We start from the raw sequence: 21,369 nt of genomic DNA on the forward strand, positions 1-21,369 counted from the left end.
ATAAATACTTTTATAGCCTAAGCTCAGCGCTTAGGCTTTTTTATGAGATCACTTTTAACTACACTACTTTTTTGTTTAATTACTGTTGTTGGTTTTGGACAATCGTTTAAAAGCGAATTTGGTTTTAAAACAGAAAACGATGCCTATTTGGCCACCCTTAACGATCGTTACTACACCAATGGTTTATTTATCTATTTCAGAAGGGCTATAAACCCAGAAAAGTTCTCCGATAAGATAGAAAAGAAAACTTATGAAATATCTGCAGGACAGAAAATGTATACTCCATTTTGGGGAAGTGTAGCGAAAAAAGAAGATCAGGACAGGCCTTTTGCAGGTTACTTGTATGCAGGAGCTGCATATTCTATCTTTTATAAAAAAGAAAAAGTTTTAAAAATGAGTTCAGAAATAGGCATAGTTGGCCCGGGTTCCCTAGCTGAAGATGCTCAGGAATTCTTACATAAAACAGTGGGCTTCTATACACCTTCCGGCTGGGAGTATCAGATTAAAAATGATTTCGCTGTAAATCTTTCGGCTAGCTATAGCCAGCTCCTGCTCAGAACTAATGATGATATTGTCGATTTAAGTGGTCAGGGATATGCCAATGTTGGCACCACCTTTTCCGGATTAGGTACTTCTGTATTATTCAGGGCAGGAAGATTAAATCAGTTATTTAATTCTTCCTATCACAATGCTGTAATTGGAAACGCCAAAACCGCAAAACTTAACCAATCTGAATTTTATTTTTATCTAAAGCCTCAGCTTAATTATGTTGCCTATGATGCAACCATACAGGGAAGCTTATTCAACAACAACAGTCCTTTAACCTTTGGGGTTAAACCTGTAGTTTTTGAGCAACAGTTCGGGGTAAATTATAGTTCTAATCGCTTTACAGCAGATTTTAACATTATTTTCAAAACCAAGGAAATTAAGAGTACTGCAGAAGCCCAAAATTATGGTGGTTTGAGTTTGTATTACAGATTTGGAAGATAGTTACAGATCTTCAAAAAAGGCTGCCTCATAACGGGTTGTTTTAAATCCAGTTTGATGAAGCAGCCTCCTAAACAATATTAATTACTCAAAGTAACTGCCTTCTCCTTTAAATATTGAAGAATAAAATTTTTTAAGCGTTCTTTTCTCACCGGATCAGTTACATAGGCATGAAGGGGCGTTAAGCGATCCTCGCTGGGGGCAATAAAGGTATAGGTTTCTTCATTTCTGCTGGCCATCCAGTTAGTGAGATTTACAAATCTTCTCTCCTTAATTAACTCCTCCACTAGTTTTGTCCTGTCACCTCCTCTACTCTGGTAGAAAATTTTTGCTTTGGAGTTGCCATGAAGATCGGTTAAAACAACGTCGTCCAAATATCCCGTGGGCAAACCAAAGGTTCTTTTCATTGCATACCTTAATCCCTCTAACGCTACCGCTTCGCGATTACCTTTATTCGTTTCAGCCTGATAAAAAACGTCCAGGGTTGACCCAATCATAACTCCAGCCATCACATGAGTACCATATTTTTTTACCAGTGCTGCATCATCCAATACAAGCAAATCAGACTTAAAGGTTTCACTTAAAAAGTTATTTACATCTTCTTCCGGATAAAAGGTAAAAGTTCTTCTAATAAAGTATTGAGAATAATACCCATAAATATATTTTTTATCAAAAACGTTGGCTTGAGGAAATACGTTACGCAGCGTGTTACCATAGACTTGCAATCCATTGGTAGCGGGCGTTGCATTAGAGAATTTTTCGGCAAGGTTCAAGGCACTTGTAGCATTAAAAGTCGTCCACGATCCCGATGTTCCATTATTTTTATTCACCGCGTACTCCCTGTTTTTTACGAACGACACAATGTCTACAACAGGTGCTCTTACAGAGGAAACATGGTTAAATACGTCGGCTACATCATAGCCATATCCTAAATAGCTGTAGTTAGCTGATGGCTGATAGGCAGGTTGGGTTGCTAAAGACGATCCCGTAATTTCTAAATCAATGTCTGGAGAAAGTGATATTTCTTCTGGATTTGTGGAAATGGTTTCTGTTGGCTTCTTGCAGGACGCAAGAATGACGAGAGCCGTTAAGGCTAGAATTGTTTTTTTCATACGTTTAATCATTTGTGTGTTGCCTAAGATACAATTTATGTATAATCCTTTTTCTTCATACCTCCTTAGAAATGCAACTTTCCAGCTGGAAAAGAAAAAAAATCAGCAGCTAAAACCACAAATGAAATACATTAAATATCAGGTAATTTCCTATTTCGTTTGCGTTCAGCATTGGAAGATTTATCCTTTAATCTTTTTTCAATAACCGATTTAGGAACCTTAGTGGGTTTTCTCTTCTTCTGAACAATCAAGCTATTTTTAATCAAATCGACGAGTTTGGCGACTGCCTTTTCTTTATTTAAAAGTTGACTTCTGTCCTCTTGCGAAACTATGTGCAATAGTCCCTCAGTGTCCAAACGATTTTGCAATCTTGATTTCAAAAGCGCCTTTTCTTCATCATTTAGGAATTGAGCAGTATCCAAATTGAAAATAATTTCCACCTTGCTCGATACTTTGTTTACATTTTGCCCACCCTTACCCCCACTTCGGGAGGTTTTGAATATAACTGATTTTAAAATTTCTGCTCTTGTAGGTAACATCTTACAAAAGTAACATAATGTTAAAATAAAAATTTAGCAAGTATACCCTGTTTTTTTACCTTTGTGGCAGCATGAAAAAGAATTTGGTTATAGCCATTGATGGCTATTCGTCTTGTGGAAAGAGTACTTTAGCAAAAGCATTGGCTAAGAAATTGGGTTTTATTTATATCGATAGCGGAGCAATGTACAGGGCTGTTACCCTATTTTTCATCAGAAACCATGTAGACATGAGTAGCGATGCAGCTGTTGAAGATGCGTTGCAACACATTGAACTCAATTTTCATTCGCGCGACTATGAGTCTCACATTACCCTTAACGGAGAAGAGGTTTCAGATGAAATTCGTTTAATGCCTGTTTCGGAAAACGTTAGTGAGATTTCTGCAAATAAGCTTGTTCGCCATGAAATGGTGAAACAGCAACAACGTATGGGTAAGTCTAAAAACATTGTTATGGATGGACGTGATATCGGCACCACTGTATATCCCCATGCGCCGGTGAAATTCTTTATGACCGCCGATCCCAAAATAAGGGCTGAACGCCGCTTTAAGGAATTAGAAAGTAAAGGAAACAATACAACTACCCTGGAGGAAGTGTTTGAAAACCTGGCTCACCGCGATTATGCAGACACCACGCGTAAGGAAAGTCCACTGGTTAGGGCCGAAGATGCCATTATCTTAGACAATACAGATTTAACACAAGCAGAACAGCTTGACTTTGCCTTAGAACATGTAAAACCATTTTTACCTCATCCCTAAAATATAATTTATAGGGTTTAATTTAATTTCATATTTTTAGCTACTATGAAATTAAAACAGACCGCTATCTTCCTCTTTTTTATTGCGATTTCTTTTACTGAGGCTCAGGCCCAAAAAGGCTGGATCAATCTTTTTAACGGAAAAGATTTAAAAGATTGGAACATCAAAATTGCTAAGCACAATTATAAGGAAAATTACGCCAATACTTTCAGAGTAGAAAATGGGGTGATGAAAGTTGGTTATGAAGGCTATACAGACTTTAATCAACAATATGGCCACATTTTCTACAAAAAACCTTTCTCAGCTTACCTTTTAAAAGTAACGTATCGCTTTGTTGGCGATCAGGCGAAAGGTGGCGAGGGCTGGGCATGGAGAAACAGCGGTGCGATGTTACATTGTCAGGCACCCGAAACCATGCGTAAAGACCAGGATTTCCCGATCTCAATTGAAGGACAAATACTGGGTGGCGACGGCGAGCACGAACGTCATACCAGCAATGTGTGTACTCCGGGAACAGAAATTGTGTATCAAGGTAAATTATTTACACCCCACTGTTTAGATTCCAAGTCAAAAACCTACCACGGCGACCGCTGGGTAACAGCAGAATTTTTAGTACTGCAGGATTCTGTGGTTAAACATATTATTGATGGAGAAGTTGTGTTGGAGTACACTAAACCACGTATTGGCGGAGGAAATGTTTCCAATTTTGATCCAAAAGCAAAAACAGATGGCAAAGCTTTAACTTCTGGATACATTTCCCTACAAAGTGAGAGCCATCCAATAGAATTTAAGCGTGTACAGCTGTTTGATTTAGCGCCTTATTATAAGAACAAAGCTAAGTTAGAGCAAATATTGTCTAAAATTTTGAAGCAATAAACATATTGGTATAACGATTGTTAATGATTGATGTAAAAAAGACACAACAACCATTAATTACGCTCAGATGCTCCAAAAACGCTTACTCTCATTAATTTTATCGGCATTTCTTTTAGCCACATTACCATTTTTTAGCGTTGCTCAAACCGCTTATAAGATACAGGATATTCCAGACCCAAAGAAAGGTGATGGTGGGTACATAAGCAATCCTGACGGAGTTTTAAGTGCTGGTGATGTTGCCAGCCTAAATGATACCATTGCAAGTTTTGAACGCAAAACGAATGTTCAGGTTGCTGTGGTCATTGTAAATAATTTTGATCCCGACCAGGAGGATTTTGATTTTGCCTATGCCCTGTTTAATACATGGGGCATTGGTCAAAAAACAAGCAACAACGGCTTACTGTTATTTATTGCAAAAGACCGTCGGAAATATCGTTTCATTACAGGAACAGGTATAGAGGGGGTATTACCCGATACGAAACTCAAACACATTGCTCAAAATTTGCTTGTTCCTGCATTTAGAGAGAATGAGTTTGGAACCGGAATAATTAATACCATTAACGCCATTGGCATTATCATACTTAATCCAGATAATAAATCGGAGCTCAATCAACTGTTTACACAAAAAAGTGAACCTACCTGGTGGGATAAAATAGGTATTCAATCACTGATCATTATCGGCATCTATGTATGCTGTTTATTCATCATTAAAAGGAAAAAGCCAAAATTATCGGCAACTCTGAATAAACAGATTTCCTCCTATGATAAAGGCATCGCTTCTGGTTGTATAACCATATTTTCCTTATTGTTCGTTGTCGTGTTCATCATCGGCTTTTTTGGCTCATTTGAAGGATTGCTAAAAGTAGAAGACATTCCTACCTACCTCATTGTTATCTGTTCTATTTTATTATTTACACACTATGTTGGAGCACTCAGTGCAATAAGGAAAAAATATTTTGATCCCGAGAATTTTTCCAATGCGGTTGCCAGCTTCAACAAATCAATGTGGTGGATCTTTTTATTCTCACCATTGGTTTTAATTGTATTGATTAGAGAAGGGATGAAAAAAGCAGCATTAAAAAAACGCTTTACTCCCGCTTTAGATGCCAACAATTTGCCTATGGTTAGGATAGACCGGGATGAAAACCCCACAGGTAGCCCTTACCTAAATGAAGCACAGCAAAAGGAAGAGCAACTAAAAGCTCTGTTCTACGATATCTGGATTGGAACAGATGGCGAAAAAAAACTAATTCCTAATGATGGGGATGAGCATAGCAAATTTGAAACCTGCCCGAGTTGTGGTGCCAAAACCTATACTGTTCCTTTTGTTAAAACATTGCTCAGTGCAACCTACTCCAGACAAGGATCGGGCAAGGAGATGCAGGAATGTAAAAACTGTTCTTTTGAAACTTTCATACGTAATGTAACCATTCCGATGTTGGTAAAAGAGCGTTCAAGTTCCTCCTCCTCGTCATCAGGCAGCAGCAGTTCATCTTCTTCCAGCTGGGGCGGAGGGCGAAGCAGTGGCGGAGGAACGGGTGGAAGTTGGTAAAGTGACCTTTTTTAAGCTTAATTTAGTTTTTAAGGATGTGTTTCCTATTTTTGCCCCACAATGTTTCATCTGGCATCGATTATCTGAATGCCTTTGATGCAGTTATATCTTTTTCATCGCATCAACAAAACAAAACCTATGATTAGAATCTTTTTATTGTCGTTCGCTCTCTTTCTGTTTTCCTTCAGTTTAAATGCTCAGGATATTTACCGTGTAAAAGCTGATAAACTTAACGTTAGAGCATCTGCCGAAGCGAAAAGTAAAATTATAGGTTTTATCCCCCAGGGAGAAAATGTGGTGGTTTTGGATTCTACCAACGCAAAGTTTTTTAAAGTTAAAGTGACCAATGCTGAAGGTTGGGTAGCGAGCGAATTTTTAACTAAAATTTCTTCGGCACCAAAACCGGCACAAGCGAAATCGTCAGTTGTTATTGCCGCACCAAAGGTGGTAAAAGACTATTCAGGATATGTATTTTTAGGTATTGTCATTATTATTTTTGCCATTATTCTTTTCTTCATCTTTAAATATGCTAAGGAAAATAAGGTTTTGATTGGCTTTGCAACGGTGATTATTTTAATTACAGGGTATTTCTGTTACATTACCTTTTTCGAAGAAAAAATCGTGTTGGGGACCTTTGCCAGTGATAGCGATACCCAATATCAATCGTTCGACTTTAAAAACAACGATTCTGTTGTAGTGAAAGATATTTATGCCGACTCTACTTTTACTGCCAAATACATTATTGAGGACGATATGATCAAATTATATGATCAGCAAAATATGATCTTGCTATTAATCAGAGATGACCAAACTTTGATTGGAGAAGGGTTTACAAGAGGTACCTTCAAAAAGAAGTAGTTGAATTTGGGTACTTAACCGCAAATTAAAGGCACAAAGTACGCAAAGCCAGGGGCTGGGAAGTCGCAAAATAGAAGACTAGCCCTTAGCGAATATTTTTTTTTGGATTTAGGGGCTGGTCCGTAGGGCACGGACCAGGGAATAAACGAAGTAATCTTCTGGTTAAAACCTTACATTCTTAGCGCAAAACCTGGTGTCGTTTGTGGTTATGGAATGTACAATCTGTCAGGTTTAAGCTAAAACCATTAAGAACCCAATCTTAATCAGCTAAAAATCAGCAACATTTATTAAAAAAATCTTTTCTATAAATAAAAAAAGTTTTACCTTTGCAGTCCCTAAATAGGGAAAAAAGGAGATAATTTATTAATGGCTAAAAAACAAGTAGCAGAAAAAGAACTAGCGGCTAAAAAAGCTGAACTTCAAGATGCAGACGGACGTCTGACTGAAAAAGAAACCATTGAATCAGAAGCTGATTCAGTGTCGATCGAAGCGATCAAATCATCATTAGCAACCCCAACAGAAGATTTCGATTGGGATGCTGACGAAAAAGTTTTCGGTAATTACAATGATGCAGACCGTAAAAAGTTTGAAGATATGTATGCCGGTACCTTCAACCAGATCACTAAAGGTGAAATCATTAGCGGTACTGTTGTTTCAATTAACAACAAAGACGTAGTATTAAACGTTGGATTTAAATCAGACGGTTTAGTTTCTACTTCAGAATTCCGTGATACACCAGATCTTAAAGTTGGCGATTCAGTTGATGTATTCGTTGAAGCACCAGAAGATGCAAACGGTCAGTTGATTCTTTCTCGCAAAAGAGCTAAAACTCAAAGATCTTGGGAAGCAATTAACGAAGCTCTTGAAAATGATCAAATCATCAACGGTTTCGTTAAGAGCCGTACTAAAGGTGGTTTAATTGTTGATATTATGGGTGTTGAGGCTTTCTTGCCAGGTTCACAAATCGATATCAAACCTATCCGCGATTACGATGTTTACGTGGGTAAAACAATGGAATTCAAAGTTGTTAAAATTAACCATGAGTTTAAAAACGTTGTAGTTTCTCATAAAGTGTTAATTGAAGACGATTTAGAATCACAAAAAGTTGAAATCGTTTCTAAATTAGAAAAAGGACAAGTATTAGAAGGTACTGTTAAAAATATCACTGATTTCGGTGTGTTCATCGATTTAGGTGGTGTTGATGGTTTACTTCACATTACTGATATTTCTTGGGGCCGCATAGAGCATCCAAAAGAAGTTTTAGCATTGGATCAAAAAATCAACGTGGTTGTTTTAGATTTCGATGATGAGAAAAAACGTATCGCATTAGGCTTAAAACAATTAACTCCACACCCTTGGGAGAACTTAAGCACTGACATTCAAGTTGGTTCTAAAGTAAAAGGAAAAATCGTAACTGTTGCAGATTACGGTGCTTTCTTAGAAATCATCCCTGGAGTTGAAGGTTTAATCCACGTTTCTGAAATGAGCTGGTCACAAAACTTAAGAAATCCTCAAGAATTCTTAAAAGTTGGTGATGAGATCGAAGCTGAAGTTTTAACTTTAGACAGAGACGAGCGCAAAATGAGCTTAGGTATTAAACAATTATCTAACGATCCTTGGCAAGAAGTTGCTGCGAAATTCCCTGTAGGAAGCAAACACAAAGCTGTTGTTAAAAACATGACTAACTTTGGTGTTTTCGTAGAAATTGAAGAAGGTATCGATGGTTTAATCCACATCTCTGACCTTTCTTGGTCTAAAAAAATCAACCACCCTAACGAATTCACTAAAGTTGGTGATGTATTAGACGTAGTTGTTTTAGAACTTGACGTTGATAACCGTAAATTAAGCTTAGGTCACAAACAATTAGAAGAAAACCCTTGGGATACTTTTGAAACTATCTTCACTTTAGATTCAATCCACCAGGGAACTGTTGTTAAAGTAACTGATAAAGGTGCTGTTATTGCTTTACCTTATGGCGTAGAAGGTTTCGTACCTACTAAACACATGGTTAAAGAAGATGGTACTTCTGTTAAAGCTGAAGAAACCAACGATTTCAAAATCATTGAGTTCAACAAAGAAGCAAAACGCATTGTAGTATCTCACGCCCGTATTTGGGAAGAGGCTAAAGCTGAAGTAGCTGCTGAAGAAAGAGCATCTAAGAAAAAAGAAGCTAAAGCTGCTGTAACTGCGGTTAAGAAAGTTAAAGATTCTGTAGAGAAATCTACTTTAGGAGACTTAGACGTATTAGCTCAATTGAAATCGCAATTAGAAGGCGAAGAGAGCAAAGCTAAAAAAGGCTAATCTTTTTTAACTTATAAAGTTTTGGAAACGCCCCTGAGCAATCGGGGGCGTTTTTTTTTATTGAAGTTTATAATATACTTGCTATCTCCCAGCTAAAATCCCTCACCCTGAATTTATTTCAGGGTCTTGCAGAAAAGATGCTGAAATAAATTCAGCAAGATGATTGCGAGGAGATAACATAGAATATAGCAAGCAATACCTCAATAATTCTTTCGAAACACCTACCCAAAATCCCTCACCCTGAATTTATTTCAGGGTCTTCTTCATGCCCCTTTTTAAAGATGCTGAAATAAATTCAGCAGACAATTGCGTGGAGATAACATACAATATAGCAAGCAATACCTCAATAATTCTTTCGAAACACCTACCCAAAATCCCTCACCCTGAATTTATTTTAGGGACTTGCAGAAAAGATGCTGAAATAAATTCAGCAAGACGGTTTCAAGAAAATCTCTTTTTAGTACTTTTGGGTAAATCCAAGTCTACCCCCATGAAGAACATAATCTTAGCACTGCTTTTTTTTACTACCATAAAGCTATCGGCCCAGGAAATAAACATCATCCCACAACCTGTATCCGTAAAATCAGTTCCTGCAGGAGTACCCTTCAAAATAGACATTACCACCAGTTTTTATACCGATTTGGGTGGAAATAGCGCCATAAGCTTTTTAGACAATTACCTCAGCCAATATTATAACTTAAAATTAAAGTGGTTTAAAAATCCTGAGCTCAAAAGGAAAAACATCATCAATGTGATCATTAAAAAAGGGTTAAATAATGTAAATCAATACCAGCTAACAGTAGAGCAAAATGCGATAACCATTACCGCAAATTCAGATACAGCGGCTTTTTATGGCATACAAACACTGATCCAATTACTCCCAACTGTAAAATCCACACCCTTAAATATTCCGGCGGTCGAAATTACCGATTACCCACGCTTCGGTTACCGTGGAATGCACTTAGACGTAAGCCGTCATTTCTTTGATGTAGCGTTTATAAAGAAATATATCGACTATCTCGCACTCCACAAAATGAACTATTTTCATTGGCATTTAACTGATGATCACGGATGGAGAATCGAAATTAAAAAATACCCCAAACTAACTGAGATTGGCGCTTCGCGTAAAGGTAGTATCATTGGTTTATGGCCCGGCAAAGGCAACGAAAATATCAAATACCAGGTTCTGCCCAATGAGGTAAAAATTACACCAAAAGATGCCGTAATCAAAACAGACGGAATACCACACAGTGGATATTATACACAAGAACAAGTTAAAGAGGTAATTGACTACGCAGCTAAACGTTATATTACCATTATCCCTGAAATAGAAATGCCTGCGCATAGCATGGCCTTGCTGGCCGCCTACCCTGAACTGGGAACCGAACCGAACTCCAAATATGAAGTTGCGCAAACCTGGGGCATGATGAATAAGTACAATAATGTGCTTCAAGCCTCTGATACCACCTTTAAGTTTCTGGAAAACGTATTGGCAGAGGTAATGGAGCTCTTTCCAGCTCCTTACATCCACATTGGTGGCGATGAAGCTTCCAAAATATGGTGGAAAAAATCTCTCCTGTCTCAGCAAATCATGAAAGCAAACGGACTCAAAACGGAAAGTGAGTTGCAAAGCTATTTTATCCGCCGCATGGAAAAATTTGTAAACAGCAAAGGTAAAACCATTATTGGCTGGAATGAGATCCTGCAAGGCGGTTTAGCACCCAATGCCATAGTGATGAGCTGGCAAGGTGAAAAAGGCGGCATAGAGGCTGCAAAACAGCAACACAAAGCTATTATGACACCTGAGAATATCATGTATTTTAACCATGCACAATTCGCAAAGGAAGATAGCCTGACTGCCAATAAATTTTCGCCCTTAGTTAATGTTTATAATTACGAGCCTATTCCAACAGCACTTAATGCAGAACAGGCAAAATATATCTGGGGCGCACAAGGCTGCTTGTGGAGTGAGTATATTACTAATCCAGCCAAGGTCGAGTATTTGCTTTTCCCACGGTTAGATGCCTTAAGCGAGATCTTGTGGAGCCCAAGAGAAAAACGCAACTATGCCGATTTCCAAAAAAGACTCAAAATGCAATTTCTGAGGTACGATTTAATGGGAATAACTTATAGTAAAAGATACTTAAGCAATAATTATTAAATTCCTTGTAACGTTTAAGTATTTCTTCCTACTTATTGATAAAAATGATGACTATGGAGAACCTAAAAAACAATAGGGAAAAGGAAGTGCAGCGGTATTATTGATCACCGTTTTAACAGTCAAAGAAGTACCTTACCTGATAAAATATCCTATATTGCTGGCTAGTATTATCTTAATGCTCTGGAGCTTATATGATGATTACAAAATTGCAAAAGCGCAAATTAAAGCAAAGGCTAAACGATAAACTTCGTTCATTTCTTTAATGTATAACACTCATTTGTGTTTGCTGCTGGAAAACTCCAGGAGTTATCCCTACCAATTTTTTAAAAGTTCTGATGAAATAATTCGCATCACTGAAACCCAGTTCATAGCTGATAGATGCTACCTTAGCGCCTGGCTGCGAAAGCAATAGCTTCGCCTTATTTATTTTCTCGGTAAGGATAAAATCATTTGGGCTAATCCCCAATTCCCTTTTAAATAAGCGGTAAAAAGTAGCCTTACTCATGCAGGCCTTATCGCTTAAACTATTAATGCTAATTTTTTCATTGAGATTGGCTTTGATGTAATTTAAAACAAATGCCAATGGATTTTGATTCAGGTTATAAGCATCATCGGAGATGGTTTTTAAATTTTGGGTTTGCATAATCCTGACCAAAAGTTCCTTCAGGGTTAAATCGGCCAAAACATCCTTTTCTTTTGATCTTTCTGAACACACCCTGATTACCTTATTAATCAGGTAGGCGATCTCTTCATTATTGTAAAAATGGTACTGATCGTAATTCAACAACCATTTTTCATTACTCCCTTCTTTGGGAAAACATTCATTGAGGTATGCAATGGTCTTCTTAATCTGATCCTGATCAATAGCCAAGGCGATGCATTGTGTTGGATTTGAATTGGAAGCTTCAGGAAAGTCGATCTCCATCTTTACCGCGGCAGGTACAATTACCGTTTGCCCCGGAAAATAGTCAAAACCTTTCTTATCAAACAAGTGCATCACTTTTTTGCCTCTCAGCATGCTTGTAATTACGAAATCATTAAAAGTAAGCGGGACTTTGTAAGACTCGGTGTAAGTTTCGAAAACATTTAACTCGCACCTTTCTAAGGTATAAGAAGTTCTGTTTTCTACCAAAGTTTGAAGTGTTTCGGATGCACTTAGGCTCACCTGATCTAGTATATGTGGCATAACTGAAAAGATTTGGTTAGACATACTTACTGATAATCAAATATAAAGCTTATTTCATTAAGGTGATCAGGCCTGAAACAATAATGCTATCATTTGAGGCGATTATACTATCTCTCCAAGTGATTTTGCCATTAGGTTTGTATTAACCAAATCCAATATCGTCGAATTGTAATGAGCCACTTCTATCCTGCCCAGGATTTGCAAGTTATAATGCTTCGATAATTAAAATCAGTAGTAATTATGGAAAACCTAATTCAGAAACCATCCTTTAAACCACATTACGACAATTACATCGGAGGAAAATTTGTTGCTCCAGTAAAGGGCAATTATTTTGATAACGTATCCCCAATTGATGGCCAGGTATTTACCAAAGCAGCACACTCTAGTAAGGAAGATCTGGAACTGGCCGTTGATGCTGCACACGAGGCTTTTAAAACCTGGAGCAAAACCTCTTCTACGGAGCGCAGCATAATTTTAAATAAAATTGCGCAACGCATGGAAGATAATTTAGAATATTTGGCCACCGTTGAAACCATTGACAATGGTAAAGCTGTTAGGGAAACTTTAGCGGCCGATTTACCTTTGGGCATAGATCACTTCAGGTATTTTGCAGGCGTTATCCGTGCAGAAGAAGGTTCTCTTTCTGAGTTAGACCACAACACAGTATCACTCATTGTGCACGAACCAATTGGAGTAGTGGCACAAATTATTCCCTGGAATTTCCCGCTATTAATGGGGATCTGGAAATTAGCACCAGCCCTGGCAGCAGGAAATTGTGTGGTACTAAAACCAGCGGAAAGCACCCCCATATCCATTATGGTCCTCATGGAATTAATCGGAGATCTTCTTCCTCCAGGTGTGGTGAACGTGGTGAATGGCTTTGGATCAGAATTAGGCCGGGCCTTGGTTACCAATCCGAAAGTTTCTAAAGCAGCCTTTACGGGCTCAACACCTACCGGAAGGTTGGTGATGCAATATGCCACAGAAAACATCATTCCCGTTACCCTGGAATTAGGTGGAAAATCGCCCAATATCTTCTTTAACTCGGTGCTGGATGAAGACGATGCCTTCCTCGATAAAGCGGTAGAAGGTGCCGTTATGTTCGCGCTAAACCAGGGCGAAATTTGCACCTGTCCATCCCGTTTATTGGTTCAGGAAGATATTTACGATAGGTTCATTGCCAAAGTAATTGAACGGACAAATGCCATTAAAATTGGCAGCCCGCTAGATAGAACAGTGATGATGGGTGCTCAGGCATCGAAAATTCAGTATGAGAAAATTGCAGCCTATATTAAACTTGGCAAGGAAGAAGGAGCAGAAGTATTAACCGGAGGAGAAATCAATCAGCTGCCCGGTGAATTGGGTGGCGGTTATTACATCAAACCCACCATTTTTAAAGGGCACAACAAAATGAGAATCTTCCAGGAAGAAATCTTTGGGCCGGTATTAGCAGTTACCACGTTCAAAACTGTTGAAGAAGCCATTGAAATTGCCAACGACACTTTATATGGTTTGGGAGCTGGCGTATGGACCAGGGATGCACATGAACTTTACCAGGTTCCAAGAGCCATTCAGGCCGGTAGAGTTTGGGTAAATCAATACCATGCCTACCCCGCCGGGGCGCCTTTTGGCGGCTACAAACAATCTGGTGTAGGCAGGGAAAACCATAAAATGATGCTCGGCCACTATCGCCAAACCAAAAACATGTTAATCTCTTATGATAAGAATAAATTAGGATTCTTTTAAAAGTATTTTCTAGTCGTCCATTGATACAATGAGTACCGCAGGTGAATGTATTCGATCTGCGGTATTCTTTAAAGTTAATTCCATCAACGCCAATCATGACCAGGAGAATAGATAGTACAGACACTGCCAAAGCGCTAATTGCCGTTCTTAAAGAAAAACATGGAGAGCTGATGTTCTACCAGGCAGGAGGATGCTGCGAAGGCACACAACCTCAATGCTTTGAGAAGGGCGGCTATTACTTAAGAATGAGGGATGTTTGCTTAGGTGACATAGAGGGTTGCGAATTTTGGGTAGATAGAGATTTATATGAATACTGGAAATTTTCTCACTTCACACTCGATGTATTGGATGGATTTGGTGTAGGCGGCTTTTCCTTAGAAACACCACTTCAAAAAACATTTAAAATTCATTACCGTCTTTTCAGCCCCGAAGAACTCAAAGATTTAGCGCCCGTTAAAACAGCAGAATAAACTTTATATTTGGTTAAATAGAAGCCAGTTCGGATGATTCCTGCTGGCTTTTTTCCATTACAGATATAATCACGCAATTGAATTTTCAAAAAAATATACAATCTTTGGATCAAAATATACTATTATGCGAAAATTCCTGGCTGTAATTTGCAGCTTACTTACTTTGTTTGCCATCAGAGAAACTGTTTACATTTACACCACAGTAGATCAGGATGTGGCCAGTCAAAGGAGCATGCTTATTTTAACCGCATTGAGCATAACCATCCCCTTGTTTATACTTTCATTCTGGCTATGGATTCCTAAGCGAAAACAACAAGATGAGTAGAAATTAATCGATAAACTTACTTTTAAGCAGCGCCGTTGGTACCCAGCAACTTGCTTGCTTACCCCACCATTTATAGCGATTTTTTGCTATAATATCATAAAACCAATCTCTTATCACTTTAGGGATGATAATAAATCCATAAAGTAAAGACCATCCCCCGCCCAGTTTTTTCGCAATACGTAAAACAGCAGAAGATTTGGTATATAACTTACCTTGATCAAACAAGAGGATTGATTTTAGCTGATCGGGTGCCAATCCAAATTGTGGCAAAACAGACTTCGCATATTCACCTTGTAATGCAGTATAATTGAATTGATTCTTTCCATCATGCTTAATTACAAACTGCACAGCAGTATTACATAAATTGCACACTCCATCAAAAAATATCACGGCCTTGTTCTGCATGCTAAATTCGTTATTACCACAATAAACACATTTATGTATTAATCCTGTTCAAAATTAGGATTTACTAGCATTAAAATGATTTATCATGTAAATTAGCTCTGCTAATCTAAAAAAAGATGTACGTTTCTATAAATAACCAACTTTTCAGTCAGGAAGAGGCCAATATCTCTGTATCTGATTTATCCGTTCAAAGGGGATATGGAATTTTTGATTTTCTAAAAACGATTAATTACAAACCTGTTTTTCTGGAGGATTACTTAAACCGGTTCTACCACTCGGCCAAAGAAATGCATTTACCGGTTCCTTTTTCAAGAACTGAGTTGCAAGAGGCTATCGAAGGTTTAATCGATAAGAACAATATCCCAAATTCGGGAATTAAAATCATCCTCACAGGAGGTTATTCAGAAGATGGCTACACCATGTCTAAACCTAATTTAGTTATTGTGCAATCTCCATTAGAAATCAATGAACATTATGCGGGGAATGGTGTATCATTAGTGACCTATAATCACCAGCGACAAATTCCACATGTTAAAACCATAGACTATCTTCAGGCCATCCGGCTTCAACTTTTTGTAAAAGAACGTGGTGCCGAAGACCTGCTTTATCACCAAAATGGTTTTATTCGGGAGTGTCCAAGGGCTAACTTTTTTATTGTGACCGAAAAGGAGATTGTAACGCCTAATAGCGAAATTTTAAAGGGAATAACCCGAAGCAAAATCTTAAGTTTAAAAATTGACGGTTATACTATCGTAGAACGTGATTTTAAACTTGAGGATGTGTATAAAGCGAAGGAAGCATTTATCAGCAGCTCGACGAAAAATGCCTTCCCGGTATATCAGGTAGACGGAAAACAAATAGGTGATGGGCAAAATAAAATTGCTAAACTTGTTAATGGCCAGTTGCTGGAATTGATTAAGCTTAATCAGGAACAGGTTGCTGACATAAAAGTTTAGTTTTTTAATAATTGTTACTGAATAGTTTAGCCCATGTTAGTATACCCAAATAAACTTTCAACTTTCTTAGCTTAAAACATTTTTATATATTTGCCCAATCCTTCTTCCATGCAAAAGAAAACACTTCTTGACGGACAAAAAATTCAGATTACAATTAAGAGGCTTTGCCATCAGTTAATTGAAAACCACGACGATTTCTCGAATACTGTTTTAGTGGGTATACAGCCTCGAGGTATTTTTTTTGCCGACCGTATTCATCAAGAGCTTCAGTTAATCTTAAAGAACAAAAAAATTCTTAAGGGAAATCTTGACATTACTTTTTTCAGAGATGATTTTCGTAGAAAAGATGGCATTGTTACGGCAAGTAGTAATTCTATCGATTTCATCATCGAAGGCAAAAAGGTAATCTTAATTGACGATGTACTCTGGACAGGCAGAACCATTAGGGCTGCTCTGGATGCATTATTGGCATATGGTCGTCCGGAAAAAGTAGAATTGATGGTTTTAATCGACCGTAGATTTAGCAGGCACCTCCCTATTGAACCAGATTATATTGGTCATCAGGTAGATAGCTTAAATTCGCAGCAGGTTAAAGTAACCTGGACCAGCGAAGGAGGAGAAGATAAAGTAGTCTTATTATCAGAAAAGCAATAATATAAAATGGCAGCAGAAAAACTATCAACCCGACATCTTTTAGGCATTAAAGACATTAATCGGAATGATATTGAGTTAATTTTCGAAACTGCAGATAATTTCAAAGAAGTGATTAACAGGCCGATTAAAAAAGTGCCTTCACTACGCGATATTACTATTGCCAATATATTCTTCGAAAACTCTACCAGAACTAAACTTTCTTTCGAACTTGCAGAAAAAAGGCTTTCTGCTGATGTGGTTAATTTTGCAGCTTCGTCATCTTCGGTAAGCAAGGGAGAAACCTTAATTGATACGGTAAACAACATCCTTTCCATGAAGGTTGATATGGTGGTAATGCGCCATCCTTACGCAGGTGCTGGTCAGTTTTTAAGTAAACATGTTAAAGCACAAATTGTAAATGCCGGCGATGGTGCCCACGAACACCCTACTCAGGCCTTATTGGATGCATTCTCCATACGCCAAAAACTGGGCGATGTAGCAGGTAAAAAAGTGGTTATTGTAGGCGATATTCTTCATTCGCGGGTAGCCATTTCTAATATTCTTTGCTTGCAGCGATTAGGTGCAGAGGTAATGGTATGTGGACCAACAACGCTTATTCCAAAGCATATCCATCAATTGGGTGTTAAGGTAGAGCATAACCTCATTAAAGCCCTCAACTGGTGCGATGTAGCCAACATGCTACGCATTCAGCTGGAACGCCAGGATATTAAATACTTCCCCTCACTAAGAGAATATGCCTTAATGTATGGTTTAAACAAACAGATTCTGGATAACCTCGACAAAGAAATTATCGTGATGCACCCGGGCCCAATTAACCGCGGCGTAGAAATTACCAGCGACGTGGCAGATAGCAAACAGTCTATCATACTTGATCAGGTAGAAAATGGGGTTGCGGTAAGAATGGCCGTGCTTTATTTACTGGCAAGCCAAGGGTAGTTGTATTGTTTAAATGTCTAATCGTTTAACTGTTTAATTGACTAACTGACTGTTCAATCGCTTAAACGGTGAATTGGTGAAGTGGTGAGCTGGTTAGTTGACTAAGGGCTTAATTGTTTAATCGACTAACTGATTCAAATTACCATTGCTCTATTGTTTAATTGCTTAATCCGCTAACTGTTTAATTGACTAACTGACTGTTCTATTGCTCTAACGGTGAGTTAGTGAAGTGGTGAGCTGTCTAATCGTTTAACTGTTTAATCGACTAACTGACTGTTCTATTGCTTTATTGGTGAGCTTATTAATAGAGTTTAAACAAAATTAGGTCTCTTGCTAGACAACAATTAAGCAATTAAACAGTTCAACAATTAAACACCCCTCCCTCTTTTTTCCACATTCGCAAAATGCCAATACCAATTCTAAAATCCTTTCGTTAAAACTGTGTTATTAACAGATGTTAATTATTTCTGTTGATAAGCATTGATACTATTTCTAATTTAGTACCAACCATATTTGAAACCGATGCAAAGAAAATACTTACTCGTTCCGCTATTAGTAGCAGGAAGCATAAGCACGCATGCGCAGGTTAGCGCTGTGCAAACCCTGAATAAAAACTACCAAACGGGCTTAGAGTTACTAGATAAAGAGAAATACACTGCCGCATCTCAGCAATTTAAACTTGTTGAGCTACAACGTTATAAGCCTTCTACCCAAACAGAAAGTAACTCAGAATTATCTACCTTAAAAGAAAATGCCAAGTTCTATGCTGCCGTTTGTGCATTAGAACTCAATAATAGTGATGCTGAAAGTTTGTTTCAGTCTTTTATCCGCGATTATCCCTTAAATCCCAATACCAAACTGGCCTATTTTCATGTTGGTAAATCGTATTTCAACCAAAAAAACTATAAAAAAGCACTAGAATGGTTTGAAAAAACTGATCCTTCCATGCTTTCGGCTAAACAGCGTACCGAATATCAGTTTAAACAAGGCTATGCTTATTTCATGCAACAAGATTATGAAAAGGCAGAGCCATTATTCGAAGCCGTTAAGAAAGAAAAGGGAGATTTTCAGGAAAGTGCAACCTATTATTTTGCCTATATAAATTACTTAAATAAGGAATACAAAACCGCACTGGCTAACTTTGAAAAGTTAAAGGGCTCCCCTACTTATGAAGCCAGTTATCCTTATTACATCACCTCGATGTATTACCTGGATGAGCGTTATGACGATGTAATCGAATATGCGCTACCAATTATGCAAAAAACAAAACAACAGTTCGAACCTGAAATGTTAAGTTTGGTTGCAGCTTCTTATTTTGCTAAATCTGAGTTTAAGAACGCTGAAAAATATTTTGCTGAATATTATGCCAAAGATAAAAGCGAGACTAAAAACAACCTTTTCATCTACCAATATGGTTATTCATTATTCCAGAATAAAAAATACAAAGAATCTGTAGCTGTTTTAGAAAAACTGAACACAGATGATGTTTATCTGCAAAACGGTATGCATACGCTGGGTAAGGCCTTCATCCAGCTTGGTGATAAACCAAAGGCCCAAAGTGCATTCTTCAGGGCATCACGTTTAGAATTCGACAAAGGTATTCAGGAAGAAGCCTGGTTAAACTATGCTAAATTAAGTTATGAACTTGAGTTTCACCAACAAGCATTGGATGCCACACAAGGTTTCTTAAAACAGTTTCCACGTTCAAGAAAAATCAATGAGGCTAAAACCCTTTTAGGAGAAGTTTTATTAACCACTAAAAACTATCAGGCAGCTGTTGATATTCTGGAGCCTATTCCGGATAAAAACCTGGAGGCTAAAGAAGCCTATCAAAAGGTAACTTATTTCCGTGGGTTAGAGTTTTATAATGAGCGTGCTTTTCCAAATGCATTATCCATGTTCTTACGTTCAGAGAAATTTCCTGAAGACACTGAAATCAGTGCATTAAGTACTTATTGGAAAGCCGAATCGATGTATGAACTGCGTAAATTTGGAGAGGCAGTGAGTACATTCGAAAAGTTCTTAAAAATGCCTGACGCTGATAAAACCGGCGTTTACAATTTTGCTAACTATGCCTTAGCTTATGCAGCTTTTGAAGATGAGAAATACAGTAAAGCGGCCAATTACTTCGAGAAATTTTTAGCAGGAAACGATAAAGACCAGAAAACTATTGATGATGCAACCATCCGTTTAGCCGATTCTTACTTTGTGAATAAGAGCTATGGTGATGCGATGGCGAACTACAATAAAATCATCAGCCGTAAAAATAGTGCAGAAGATTATGCCCTGTTTCAAAAAGGAATGATCCAGGGATTGGAAAACCAGCACGATACAAAAATCGCGACTATGCAGGCTTTGTTGAAGCAGTTTCCAAACTCAAACTATGCAGATGATGCAGGCTTCGAAACCGCTTATACTTATTTTACTAAAGGAGATTTCGATAAATCGAAGTCAGATTTAGTTGAACTGGTGGCTAAATATCCTCATAGCAGTTATGTACCTAAAGCACTGGTAACCATTGGCTTGGTTCAATACAACCAGGATCAGGACGAGGCGGCTTTAGAATCATTTAAAAAGGTTATTCGCGATTATCCAAGTGCTGATGAAGCTAAGCAAGCCCTGGAATCAATTAAAAACATTTACGTAGACAAAGGTGATGCCAATGGATTTATCGCCTACGCAGGAACAACCCCACTAGGTAATTACTCCAATGCAGAACAAGACAACATTGTTTTTGCTGCAGCAAATAACCTATACTTAAAAGGTGATGCCAATGGTGCTTTTTCAGCCATTAATGCTTATTTTGATAAATTTCCTAAAGCGATCCATGAGAAGGAAGCCAAATTCATTAGAGCTGAATCTTTAGTTAAACTGGGCAGAGCGGATGAAGCCATTGCCGATTATGAATTTATCCTCAATGACTGGACCAGTGATTATACTGAACGTTCATTGTTAAGCATCTCTAAAGTATTTTTAGATCAGAAAAAGTACAACGAAGCTATTGTATACTTAAAAAGATTAGAAACCACAACAGATTACAAAGCGCATTATAGCTATGCCATCAATAACTTACTAAAAGCATACACTGCTTTAAATATGCCTGATGACATGTTGAAATATGCACAGCTGACCAAAGAATCAGAAAAAGCATCTGAAGAAGAAAAAAACAGTTCTGGTTTATATTCGGGTAAAGCCTATTTATTAAAGGGAGATACTACCACAGCGGTAAAAGAATTTAAGAACGTAGTGGCCAAAACTAAAACCATTGCTGCTGCCGAGGCAAAATACAATCTGGCCTTCTTAGAATATATGAAAGGTGATTACAAAACCTCTTCTAAAACCTGTTTTGACCTGATCAACAACATGGCTTCTTATGATTACTGGGTAGCTAAAGCGTTTATCCTGTTGTCTGATAATTATGTTGCCTTAAAAGATAATCTACAGGCAAAAAGCACGCTTCTAAGTATCATTGATAATTACGAAGGTAAGGATGATATTATCCCTACAGCCAAAGAAAAACTTGAAAAACTAAACAAGAAGAAGTAGAAAT

The 21,369-nt window shown here is 37.8% G+C and carries 18 protein-coding genes; 14 read left to right on the forward strand and 4 right to left on the reverse strand.

The window, feature by feature from the left end; translation table 11 throughout:
- Positions 1-42: 42 nt before the first annotated feature.
- Positions 43-990: a lipid A deacylase LpxR family protein gene (locus tag BMX11_RS02835; protein ID WP_090881084.1), complete on the forward strand. Its 948-nt coding sequence runs from the start codon at positions 43-45 to the stop codon at positions 988-990.
- Between the two features lie 77 nt (positions 991-1,067).
- Here the strand turns inward: BMX11_RS02835 and BMX11_RS02840 are convergent, their stop codons facing one another.
- Together BMX11_RS02840 and arfB are read right to left on the reverse strand one after the other, a co-directional pair.
- On the reverse strand, positions 1,068-2,099 hold the full coding sequence (locus BMX11_RS02840; RefSeq protein WP_139180116.1) for a membrane lipoprotein lipid attachment site-containing protein: 1,032 nt from the start codon (positions 2,097-2,099) through the stop codon (positions 1,068-1,070).
- Between the two features lie 131 nt (positions 2,100-2,230).
- Complete coding sequence (gene arfB / locus BMX11_RS02845; RefSeq protein WP_090881090.1) at positions 2,231-2,638, reverse strand: alternative ribosome rescue aminoacyl-tRNA hydrolase ArfB; 408 nt, start codon at positions 2,636-2,638, stop codon at positions 2,231-2,233.
- Positions 2,639-2,709: 71 nt separating this feature from the next.
- Between arfB and cmk the strand changes: the two genes are divergently transcribed.
- The 6 genes from cmk to BMX11_RS02875 all read left to right on the forward strand — a co-directional run bounded on the left by cmk (position 2,710) and on the right by BMX11_RS02875 (position 11,141).
- Positions 2,710-3,393, forward strand: coding sequence for a (d)CMP kinase (gene cmk, locus BMX11_RS02850; protein ID WP_090881093.1), 684 nt, complete (start codon positions 2,710-2,712; stop codon positions 3,391-3,393).
- A gap of 45 nt (positions 3,394-3,438) precedes the next feature.
- A complete protein-coding gene (locus BMX11_RS02855) occupies positions 3,439-4,269 on the forward strand; it encodes a 3-keto-disaccharide hydrolase (protein ID WP_090881097.1) in 831 nt (276 codons plus the stop codon).
- Positions 4,270-4,336: 67 nt separating this feature from the next.
- Positions 4,337-5,821, forward strand: a complete 1,485-nt coding sequence (locus BMX11_RS02860; RefSeq protein WP_090881100.1) for a TPM domain-containing protein — start codon at positions 4,337-4,339, stop codon at positions 5,819-5,821.
- Between the two features lie 138 nt (positions 5,822-5,959).
- Complete coding sequence (locus tag BMX11_RS02865; protein WP_175474452.1) at positions 5,960-6,679, forward strand: SH3 domain-containing protein; 720 nt, start codon at positions 5,960-5,962, stop codon at positions 6,677-6,679.
- A gap of 366 nt (positions 6,680-7,045) precedes the next feature.
- The gene (rpsA, locus tag BMX11_RS02870) at positions 7,046-8,980 is read left to right on the forward strand and encodes a 30S ribosomal protein S1 (RefSeq protein WP_090881106.1); all 1,935 of its coding nucleotides are present in this window, start codon (positions 7,046-7,048) and stop codon (positions 8,978-8,980) included.
- Between the two features lie 490 nt (positions 8,981-9,470).
- The gene (locus BMX11_RS02875; protein ID WP_090881227.1) at positions 9,471-11,141 is read left to right on the forward strand and encodes a beta-N-acetylhexosaminidase; all 1,671 of its coding nucleotides are present in this window, start codon (positions 9,471-9,473) and stop codon (positions 11,139-11,141) included.
- 259 nt (positions 11,142-11,400) lie between these two features.
- On the opposite strand, the gene BMX11_RS02880 is transcribed toward BMX11_RS02875, so the two are convergent.
- Positions 11,401-12,327, reverse strand: coding sequence for an AraC family transcriptional regulator (locus BMX11_RS02880; RefSeq protein ID WP_090881231.1), 927 nt, complete (start codon positions 12,325-12,327; stop codon positions 11,401-11,403).
- A gap of 240 nt (positions 12,328-12,567) precedes the next feature.
- Here BMX11_RS02880 and BMX11_RS02885 point away from each other — a divergent pair, with 240 nt between their 5' ends.
- The 3 genes from BMX11_RS02885 to BMX11_RS02895 all read left to right on the forward strand — a co-directional run bounded on the left by BMX11_RS02885 (position 12,568) and on the right by BMX11_RS02895 (position 14,868).
- Complete coding sequence (locus BMX11_RS02885) at positions 12,568-14,073, forward strand: aldehyde dehydrogenase family protein (RefSeq protein WP_090881109.1); 1,506 nt, start codon at positions 12,568-12,570, stop codon at positions 14,071-14,073.
- Positions 14,074-14,168: 95 nt separating this feature from the next.
- The gene (locus BMX11_RS02890) at positions 14,169-14,543 is read left to right on the forward strand and encodes a DUF779 domain-containing protein (protein ID WP_090881112.1); all 375 of its coding nucleotides are present in this window, start codon (positions 14,169-14,171) and stop codon (positions 14,541-14,543) included.
- A 124-nt stretch (positions 14,544-14,667) separates the two neighbouring features.
- Positions 14,668-14,868, forward strand: coding sequence for a hypothetical protein (locus tag BMX11_RS02895; RefSeq protein WP_090881116.1), 201 nt, complete (start codon positions 14,668-14,670; stop codon positions 14,866-14,868).
- 3 nt (positions 14,869-14,871) lie between these two features.
- On the opposite strand, the gene BMX11_RS02900 is transcribed toward BMX11_RS02895, so the two are convergent.
- Positions 14,872-15,273, reverse strand: coding sequence for a thiol-disulfide oxidoreductase DCC family protein (locus tag BMX11_RS02900; RefSeq protein ID WP_090881119.1), 402 nt, complete (start codon positions 15,271-15,273; stop codon positions 14,872-14,874).
- Between the two features lie 116 nt (positions 15,274-15,389).
- Here BMX11_RS02900 and BMX11_RS02905 point away from each other — a divergent pair, with 116 nt between their 5' ends.
- The 4 genes from BMX11_RS02905 (at position 15,390) to BMX11_RS02920 (ending at position 21,365) form a co-directional block, all read left to right on the forward strand.
- Positions 15,390-16,229, forward strand: coding sequence for an aminotransferase class IV (locus BMX11_RS02905; RefSeq protein ID WP_090881123.1), 840 nt, complete (start codon positions 15,390-15,392; stop codon positions 16,227-16,229).
- A 108-nt stretch (positions 16,230-16,337) separates the two neighbouring features.
- Positions 16,338-16,883 (forward strand): bifunctional pyr operon transcriptional regulator/uracil phosphoribosyltransferase PyrR, encoded by a 546-nt coding sequence (gene pyrR, locus BMX11_RS02910; protein ID WP_090881127.1) that lies wholly within the window; start codon positions 16,338-16,340, stop codon positions 16,881-16,883.
- A gap of 6 nt (positions 16,884-16,889) precedes the next feature.
- Positions 16,890-17,819: an aspartate carbamoyltransferase catalytic subunit gene (locus tag BMX11_RS02915; RefSeq protein WP_090881130.1), complete on the forward strand. Its 930-nt coding sequence runs from the start codon at positions 16,890-16,892 to the stop codon at positions 17,817-17,819.
- 522 nt (positions 17,820-18,341) lie between these two features.
- Complete coding sequence (locus tag BMX11_RS02920; protein ID WP_090881133.1) at positions 18,342-21,365, forward strand: tetratricopeptide repeat protein; 3,024 nt, start codon at positions 18,342-18,344, stop codon at positions 21,363-21,365.
- Positions 21,366-21,369: the final 4 nt, after the last annotated feature.

The organism is Pedobacter rhizosphaerae, from assembly GCF_900111155.1.
In the GTDB taxonomy this organism is placed as follows: domain Bacteria; phylum Bacteroidota; class Bacteroidia; order Sphingobacteriales; family Sphingobacteriaceae; genus Pedobacter; species Pedobacter rhizosphaerae.